Source organism: Sphingobium sp. ba1 (genome assembly GCF_000743655.1).
GTDB lineage: Bacteria > Pseudomonadota > Alphaproteobacteria > Sphingomonadales > Sphingomonadaceae > Sphingobium.
On sequence record NZ_JPPQ01000069.1, the window covers coordinates 1,383,216 to 1,390,941 of the forward strand.

The following is a 7,726-nucleotide window of genomic DNA, read 5'->3' on the forward strand; positions in this document are numbered from 1 at the left end:
AAGCGCGCCACAACGCAATCGCCCATTCTTATCGATACTGCATTTGAAGATTTTTGGACGCCATCAAATCAGCGAAATGATTCGTACTGCTTCTGCCACGATTGAGCGATTTTGATTTGTGTTCGAGTATCAAGGCATCTCGTGCTGCTTTGATCTCGCGCGGACGCTTATGCAACATTTCGAAAACTTGAAATGGAGATTCATCGTCTTCAGGAGAGAATTTAACGTCATCACGGCAACGAAGAATCCAGTCGTCTTCGTTTCTAAAAATTTCTTGGTCGAAATATGCATCTGCATTTGGAACAAACTTATCAACCATCGTAATCAGGTATCGATCTACAAGTGGCGAGAATAATTTATAGGTAGCAGCTCCACCTACAACAAATACCTCTTTGCCTTTGCATTTTTCAGCAAATATCAAAGCCTCAGCAACATTCGTAGCTACTTCACTATTATCCGTTTTTTGGAATAAAACAGAGTTATGTGATAGTACGATGTTGTGCCTTTTAGGCAGTGCCTTACCCATAGAATCAAGCGTCTTACGCCCCATGATCACGACCTGATCTAGGGTCTGGTCCCTAAAAAAGCGCAAATCGGTCTTTATCCGCCATGGCAGTTCATTATTACAGCCAATCGCGCCTTGGCTATTCACTGCAACGATAGAGGTCAAACGCTTCATGATGGCCTTTTCCGAATTTATGACGAGGGTAGGAGACTTGGCTTGCCCCCGATAGCCCACACGTCCCTCCCCCTTCACCCAGCCGGATTTTGTTGTGGATGAATTGGGGATAACTTTTCTTTAAAGGCTAAGCCGTGTCACATGGCCCATCTTGCGGCCCGGCCGCGCCTCGTCCTTGCCATAGAGGTGCAGATGATTGGCCGGGTCGGAGAGGATGGCGGCCCAGTCATGCGCGGCGTCGCCGATCAGGTTGCACATCTCCACCCGGCGCGCGGCGAGCGCGGTGTCGCCAAGCGGCAGGCCGCAAATCGCGCGGACGTGATTTTCGAACTGGCTGGTCAGAGCACCCTCGATCGTGCCGTGGCCGCTATTATGGACGCGCGGGGCCATTTCGTTGAACACCGGGCCGTCGGCGCTGGCGAAAAATTCGCAGGTCAGCACGCCGACATAGTCGAGCGCATCGGCGATCTGGCGCGCCAGGGCGCGGGCGGCGGGCACCTGCCCCTCGATCAGCGGCCCGGCGGGCGCGATCGACGTATCGAGAATGCCGTCGACATGGACGTTGGCCGAACTGTCCCAGAAGCGCACTTCGCCATCGACGCCGCGCACCAATATGACCGAAAATTCCTCCGCGAAGGTCACGAAGCCTTCGAGGATCGCGCTTTGACGATCGATCGCGTTCCAGGCGCCGACCGCGTCGCCCGGCTCGTTCAGGCGCGCCTGCCCCTTGCCGTCATAGCCCATGCGGTTGGTCTTGAGGATCGCGCGGCTGCCGATCGTGGCGATCGCCGCTTCCAGATCGTCGAGGCTGTCGACCGGGGCGAAGGGTGCGGTCAGCCCGCCCAGATCGCAGACGAAGCGCTTTTCGGCGAGCCGGTCCTGCGCCACGCGCAGCGCCTGCGCGCCGGGGCGGACGAGGCCGTGACCCGCGAGCGTCTCGACCGCCGAGGGGGCGATATTCTCGAATTCGTAAGTGACGACATCCACACTATCGGCAAAGGCCGCGAGCGCGTGCGGATCGTCATAGTCGCCCCGCGTCCAGCGCGGCGACACGTCGGCGGCGGGGCCGCTTTCTTCCGGCGCGAAGATGTGGGTGCGATAGCCAAGCTGCGCGGCGGCGATGGCGATCATGCGGCCAAGCTGGCCCCCGCCAAGGATGCCGATGGTCGAACCGGGCGCGATCGTCGTCATGGGTGCGATCAGTCCTCGACCGTTTCGGCGACCGCGTCGGTCTGCTTGGCGCGCCAGGCGTCGAGCCGGTCTGCAAGCGCGGGATCGTTAGTGGCGAGGATGGCGGCGGCGAGCAGCCCGGCATTGATCGCGCCGGGCTTGCCGATCGCCAGCGTCGCCACGGGGATGCCGCCGGGCATCTGGACGATCGAGAGCAGCGAATCCATGCCCTTCAAGGCTTTCGATTCGACCGGTACGCCCAGCACCGGCAGCCGCGTCATCGAAGCGCACATGCCCGGCAGATGCGCCGCGCCACCCGCGCCCGCGATGATGACTTTCAAGCCGCGGCCGACTGCGCTGGTGGCATAATCATAGAGGCGTTGGGGGGTGCGATGCGCCGACACGACCTTGCATTCATGGGCGACGCCGAGCGCGGTGAGCGTGTCGGCGGCGTGGCGCATCGTGTCCCAGTCGGACCGCGAGCCCATGATGATGCCGACCTCGATTGCCCCGCTCATGCCCGTGCATTCCCCTCATGGCGCGGCCGTTACGGTGCCGCCCGGAAAGCAAAGCCCCTTAGCGGGCGGGCCGCCGGGGGGCAATGCTAATCCTCCCCGCTTGCGGGGAGGTGGCGCGCGCAGCGCGACGGAGGGGGATTGCGGCGAAGCGCAAACGGATGCGCGCGGGGCCAGCCCCCCTCCACCACGCCCTCCGGGCGCGGTCCCCCTCCCCGTGCCGGGGAGGATTACCGTTCCGAGAGATAATAGCGGTCGATAGCGCTCAGGTCGTCGGCCAGTTCGTAGACGATGGGCTGGCCGGTGGGGATTTCCAGATGGGTGATCTCGTCATCGGGGATGTTGGAGAGATGCTTGACCAGGGCGCGCAGCGAATTGCCGTGGGCGGAGATCAGCACGCGCTTGCCGGCCTTGAGGTCCGGGGCGATCGTCGCTTCCCAATAGGGCAGGACGCGGGCGATCGTGTCCTTGAGGCTTTCGGTCGCGGGGATAGCGATGCCCGCATAGCGGCGGTCCTGGCTGAGGTCGAATTCGCTGCCTGCTTCCAGCGCTGGCGGCGGAATGTCGAAGCTGCGGCGCCAGATCTTGACCTGATCGTCGCCATGCTTGGCCGCCGTCTCCGCCTTATTGAGGCCGGTGAGGCCGCCATAATGGCGCTCATTCAAGCGCCAGTCCTTTTCGACCGGCAGCCACAGCCGCCCCATTTCCTCCAGCGCCAGATTGAGCGTCTTGATTGCGCGGGTCTGGAGCGAGGTATAGCATTGGTCGAAATCCAGCCCCTTCTCCTTCATCAACTGACCCGCGGCGCGCGCTTCGCCCACGCCCTTTTCGGTCACATCGACGTCCCACCAGCCGGTGAAGCGGTTTTCCAGGTTCCACGACGACTGGCCGTGGCGGATAAGGACGAGAGTGGGCATCGGGCACGTCTCCTGCACAAGAGCGAACATGTGAGTCCCATGACGGGATTATCGCATAAATCGCCACCCCTAAACCCGTTCGGGCTGAGCCTGTCGAAGCCTTGTCCTTCTCTTCGAGAAGTGCAGCCCTTCGACAGGCTCAGGGCGAACGGGGAAAGGTAGGCCGTGATTATGCAACGATCCCCATAGCAACCAAAATCGGGCGCGCAAGGTTGCAGCCGCCCGCATTGCGCCCACATTGCAGTCGATCGGGCGATGGGGTAGCCATGGCGCACAGGGCAGAAGGAACCGGCATTTGGCATTTGTGAAGGGCGCGTGGCGCATATTGGTGGCGATCAAGGACGGGCTGGTGCTGCTGTTCCTGCTGCTGTTCTTCGGCGCGCTCTATGCCGCCCTGTCCTTCTCGCCCAAGCCCGCCGCCAGCGTGAGCGCAGGCGCGCTGCTGCTCGATCTGGACGGGACGATCGTCGAGCAACCCGCCGAGGTCGATCCTTTCTCGCTGCTGTCCGGTTCCGGTCCCGACATGAAGGAATATCGCCTGTCGGACATCGTCGCGGCGCTCGAAGCGGCCAAGACGGATGATAAGGTCAAGGCGGTGGTGCTGGACCTGGATGGCTTCATGGGCGGGGGTCAGGTCGCCATCGCCCGCGTCGGCGAAGCGCTGGATGGGTTGCGCGCCGCCAAGAAGCCGGTGCTGGCCTATGCCACCCTCTATACCGACGACAGCTATCAGCTTGCCGCCCATGCGAGCGAGGCGTGGAGCGACCCGCTGGGCGGCGTCGCGATCATGGGACGGGGTGGGTCGAGCCTCTATTATAAGGGGCTGATCGACAAGCTGGGCGTCAACACCCATGTCTATCGCGTCGGCACCTATAAGAGCTTTGTCGAACCCTATATCCGCGCCGACCAGTCGCCCGAAGCCAAGCAGGCAAGCCAGGCTTTGGCGGATGTGTTGTGGCGCAACTGGCAGGATGATGTCGCCAAGGCACGGCCCAAGGCGAAGATCGCCGCCTATGCCGCCGACCCGGTCGCGGCCGCGCGCGCCGCAGGGGGCAATATGGCCAGCGCCGCGCTGTCCGCTGGGCTGGTCGACAAGCTGGGCGACGCGACCGCTTTTGGGGCGCGCGTGGCGGAGATTGCGGGCGAGCCTTCGGATGCCAAGGCGGGCAGTTTCGCGAAGATCGACCTTGCCGCTTATGTGAAGGCGCGCAAGCCGGCCAATGACGGGCAGATCGGCGTGCTGACGGTCGCAGGCAATATCGTCGATGGCGAGGCTGGCCCCGGCACGGCAGCGGGCGACACAATCTCCGACCTGCTGCTGACCGCGCTCAACGAAAAGGATTTGAAGGCGCTGGTCGTGCGGGTCGATTCGCCGGGCGGTTCGGTCATGGCGTCGGAAAAGATCCGCAACGCCATCATGACCGCCAAGGCTGATGGCCTGCCGGTCGTCGTGTCGATGGGCAATGTCGCGGCTAGCGGTGGCTATTGGGTGTCGACCCCGGCGGACATGATCTTTGCCGAGCCGGACACCATCACCGGATCAATCGGCGTGTTCGGCATTTTGCCGAGCTTTGAAGGGACGCTGGCCAAGATGGGCGTCACCACCGATGGCGTGGCGACGACGCCCCTGTCGGGGCAGCCGGACCTGGCCGGCGGCACATCGCCGCAATTCGACGCGATCATGCAGATGGGGGTCGAGGATATTTATCGCCGCTTCGTCGGCCTGGTCGCGCAATCGCGCCGCAAGACGCCCGAACAGATCGACGCCATCGCACAGGGTCGCGTCTGGGACGGCGGCACCGCGCGGCAGAACGGCCTGGTCGATCGCTTCGGCGGGCTGGAGGACGCGATCGCCGAGGCCGCGCGCCGGGCGAAGATCGACCCCAAGACGGCGCGCGCTTATCGTATTGAGAAGGCGCCGGACAAATGGGCCGAATGGATCGAAGCGATGGCGGAGCGCGATAGCGACGATGCCAGCGCGCCGCGCGACATGCTGGCGCGCCAGGCGATGGTCCAGCGCGGCTGGGCGATGCAGGCGGTTGCGGACGTCAAGGCGCTGGTGATGGGCGCGGGCGTGCGCGCGGATTGCCTGGAATGCCGTGGCTATGGCGCGCCGAAGACGCGCAATGCGGCGGAGGAGCGCGGGGTGATGGCGATGCTGGCGGGGTTGTGGGGGTAACAGCCAGTCCCTTCTCCCCAATGGGGAGAAGGATACGAAGCCTTGGTGCCGAAGGCACCTAGGCGGAGTTGGATGAGGGGGTTCGACGCTGATGCGGCGCGCTTCTGTGAGGGCGCTGCACCCTCACCCAGCTGCGACTAGGCAGCACGCTGCCAAGTCTTCGCAGCCCTCTCCCTCAAGGGAGAGGGGTATTGGGGCTACTCCCCGTCCCGATACACCGGCAATCCCAGCCCGCGGCGGATCGCCACGGCGCGTAGCGTGAAGCCCAGCAGCGCGGCGATCAGGCCTGCGACCGGCACGTCCAGACCGATGGCGCGCAGCAGCACGAACAGGCCGGACGCGACGGCGGCTGCGGTTACATAGAGTTCGGGGCGCAACAGGATGGACGGTTCGCCCGCTAGCAGATCGCGCATGATGCCGCCGACGCAGCCAGTGACGACGCCCATCATCCCGGCGACGAAGGGGGGCACGCCAAAGCTCATCGCTTTGGCCGCGCCGAACACGGCGAAGGCCGCCAACCCGATCGCATCGAGCCAGTCGAGCGCGCGTTCGCTCCAGAATTTGCGCGGCGTGAACCAGACCATCAGCGCCGCGACCATGCAGGCGATGGCGGGTATAGGATCAGCGACCCAGAAGACCGGTGCGTCGATCAGCAGATCGCGCACCGTGCCGCCGCCGACGCCGGTGACCAGCGCGAAGAAGGCGAAGGTCACCAACGTCTGCTGCAACCGCGCGGCGGCCAGCGCCCCGGATGCGGCGAAGACGAAGGTGCCGACGATGCTCAATGTTTCGAGCACAGGGCCGATGGTGGTGGCGAGTGAGGCGACGGGGGGAAGCATAGCGCGATCTAACGCTGCTCACCCGCTTGTGTCGAGCGAACCTCATCATATTTCCGTCATTCCCGCGAAGGCGGGAACCCATCTCCTACGCTATCGTCAGGCGCGAGGTTGGGAGATGGGTCCCCGCCTTCGCGGGGATGACGAGGTTCGGTTTCGAGAGTCTATTTCCGCCCTTTTTCGGTCGCGAGGCGGCTCATCAGGATCGCGGCGCGCTTGGCCTGGCGTTTCATGCTCGACAGGTCGGCCTGTTCCGCCGGGCTGTGGTCGCCGGTCGATGTGACGCCGAGGCCGATCAGGCCGTCCACATCCTGCGAGACGAAGCTGATATCGCCTGCGCCACGTTTGAGCGGATCGAGTTCGGGCATCGTTGCCAGCCCCAGGTCGGCGTTGACGCCGTTGAGCTTGGCGAGCAACGCGCGGTTGCCCGCGGTCGGGGCCATGGAGGGATAGCCCATGTCGAAGGCGATGCTGGCCGAGGTGCCGGGCAGATGCCCTGCCCCGACGATCGCTTGCATTTTATCGCGAACGCGGGCGGACTGCTCTTCGCTGAGCGTGCGGAAATCGCCTTTGGCCACAGCGATGGGCGGGATGATGTTGGTCTTGCCGGTCACCGCGATCCGCACGCCGTCCTTATCCACATCCGCGCTCTGCCCGCCGCCGATCAGGCCGACATTGAAGGTCAGATTGGGTTCGGGCAATTCCTTGCGGAAGGCGACGATGATCCGCGCCAGTTCATAGACGGCGCCATCGCCCGCACTGGCGGAGAAGATGCCCGAACTATGGCCCGACTTGCCGGTCGCGGTCAGCGTCCAGCTGTTGGAGGATCGCCGTGCGATCGATCCCATATCCTTGCCGTCCTCGACCGACAGCCCTTCGAAATCGAGCGCCACATCGGCGCGCTTGCCTGCCTGGATCAGGTCGGCGCGGGCGATGGAGATGGGTTCGCCCGAATCTTCCTCGTCGCCGGTCAGCACGACTTCGATATTGGCATTTTTGAGCGTGCCCGCCGCCTGCATCGCTTTCAACGCCAGCAGCATCGTGACGACGCCGCCCTTGTCGTCCGCCACGCCCGGTCCCTTGGCCAGATCACCTTTGCGCTCGAATGTCTGGAAGGGCGAGTCGGGTTCGAACACCGTGTCGAGATGGCCGATGAGCAGCACCTTGGTGGTCCCGGCCCGGCCCTTATGCACCGCTATCAGGTGACCGGCGCGTTTGGCGGCGTCCATCGGCTGCCAGGTCACGGTAAAGCCCAGCGCCTCGAACTGCGGGCGCAGCATGTCGGCCACCGCCTTCACGCCAGCGAAATTCATCGATCCGCTATTCTGGTTCACCAGGGTTTCGAGCAGGCCGATCGCGGGTTCATAGCCCGCCTCGACGCTTTGGGTCATAGCGCGTTCGGCGGGCGACAGCGCCGCCATGGCGGGCGT

7 protein-coding genes are annotated in these 7,726 nt (G+C 63.9%); 1 reads left to right on the forward strand and 6 read right to left on the reverse strand.

The window, feature by feature from the left end; all coding sequences use genetic code 11:
• Window positions 1-28 precede the first annotated feature (28 nt).
• The 4 genes from IL54_RS22920 to gpmA form a co-directional block, all read right to left on the reverse strand.
• Entirely contained in the window at window positions 29-679 is a 651-nt protein-coding gene (locus IL54_RS22920) for a dihydrofolate reductase (RefSeq protein WP_156106183.1), read from the reverse strand.
• A gap of 120 nt (window positions 680-799) precedes the next feature.
• Window positions 800-1,870: a 5-(carboxyamino)imidazole ribonucleotide synthase gene (locus IL54_RS09745; protein WP_037475196.1), complete on the reverse strand. Its 1,071-nt coding sequence runs from the start codon at window positions 1,868-1,870 to the stop codon at window positions 800-802.
• 8 nt (window positions 1,871-1,878) lie between these two features.
• Window positions 1,879-2,367: a 5-(carboxyamino)imidazole ribonucleotide mutase gene (gene purE / locus IL54_RS09750; RefSeq protein WP_037475199.1), complete on the reverse strand. Its 489-nt coding sequence runs from the start codon at window positions 2,365-2,367 to the stop codon at window positions 1,879-1,881.
• A gap of 227 nt (window positions 2,368-2,594) precedes the next feature.
• Window positions 2,595-3,281, reverse strand: a complete 687-nt coding sequence (gene gpmA / locus IL54_RS09755) for a 2,3-diphosphoglycerate-dependent phosphoglycerate mutase (protein ID WP_037475202.1) — start codon at window positions 3,279-3,281, stop codon at window positions 2,595-2,597.
• A gap of 295 nt (window positions 3,282-3,576) precedes the next feature.
• On the opposite strand from gpmA, the gene sppA reads away from it, so the two are divergent.
• Window positions 3,577-5,460 carry a signal peptide peptidase SppA gene (sppA, locus tag IL54_RS09760; RefSeq protein ID WP_037475205.1) on the forward strand — a complete coding sequence of 628 codons (1,884 nt, stop codon included), beginning with the start codon at window positions 3,577-3,579 and terminating at the stop codon, window positions 5,458-5,460.
• A gap of 197 nt (window positions 5,461-5,657) precedes the next feature.
• On the opposite strand, the gene IL54_RS09765 is transcribed toward sppA, so the two are convergent.
• Together IL54_RS09765 and IL54_RS09770 are read right to left on the reverse strand one after the other, a co-directional pair.
• A complete protein-coding gene (locus tag IL54_RS09765; protein WP_037475208.1) occupies window positions 5,658-6,299 on the reverse strand; it encodes a trimeric intracellular cation channel family protein in 642 nt (213 codons plus the stop codon).
• A gap of 161 nt (window positions 6,300-6,460) precedes the next feature.
• Window positions 6,461-7,726: M20/M25/M40 family metallo-hydrolase (locus IL54_RS09770; protein WP_156106288.1), on the reverse strand; the 1,266-nt coding region annotated here is incomplete at its 5' end.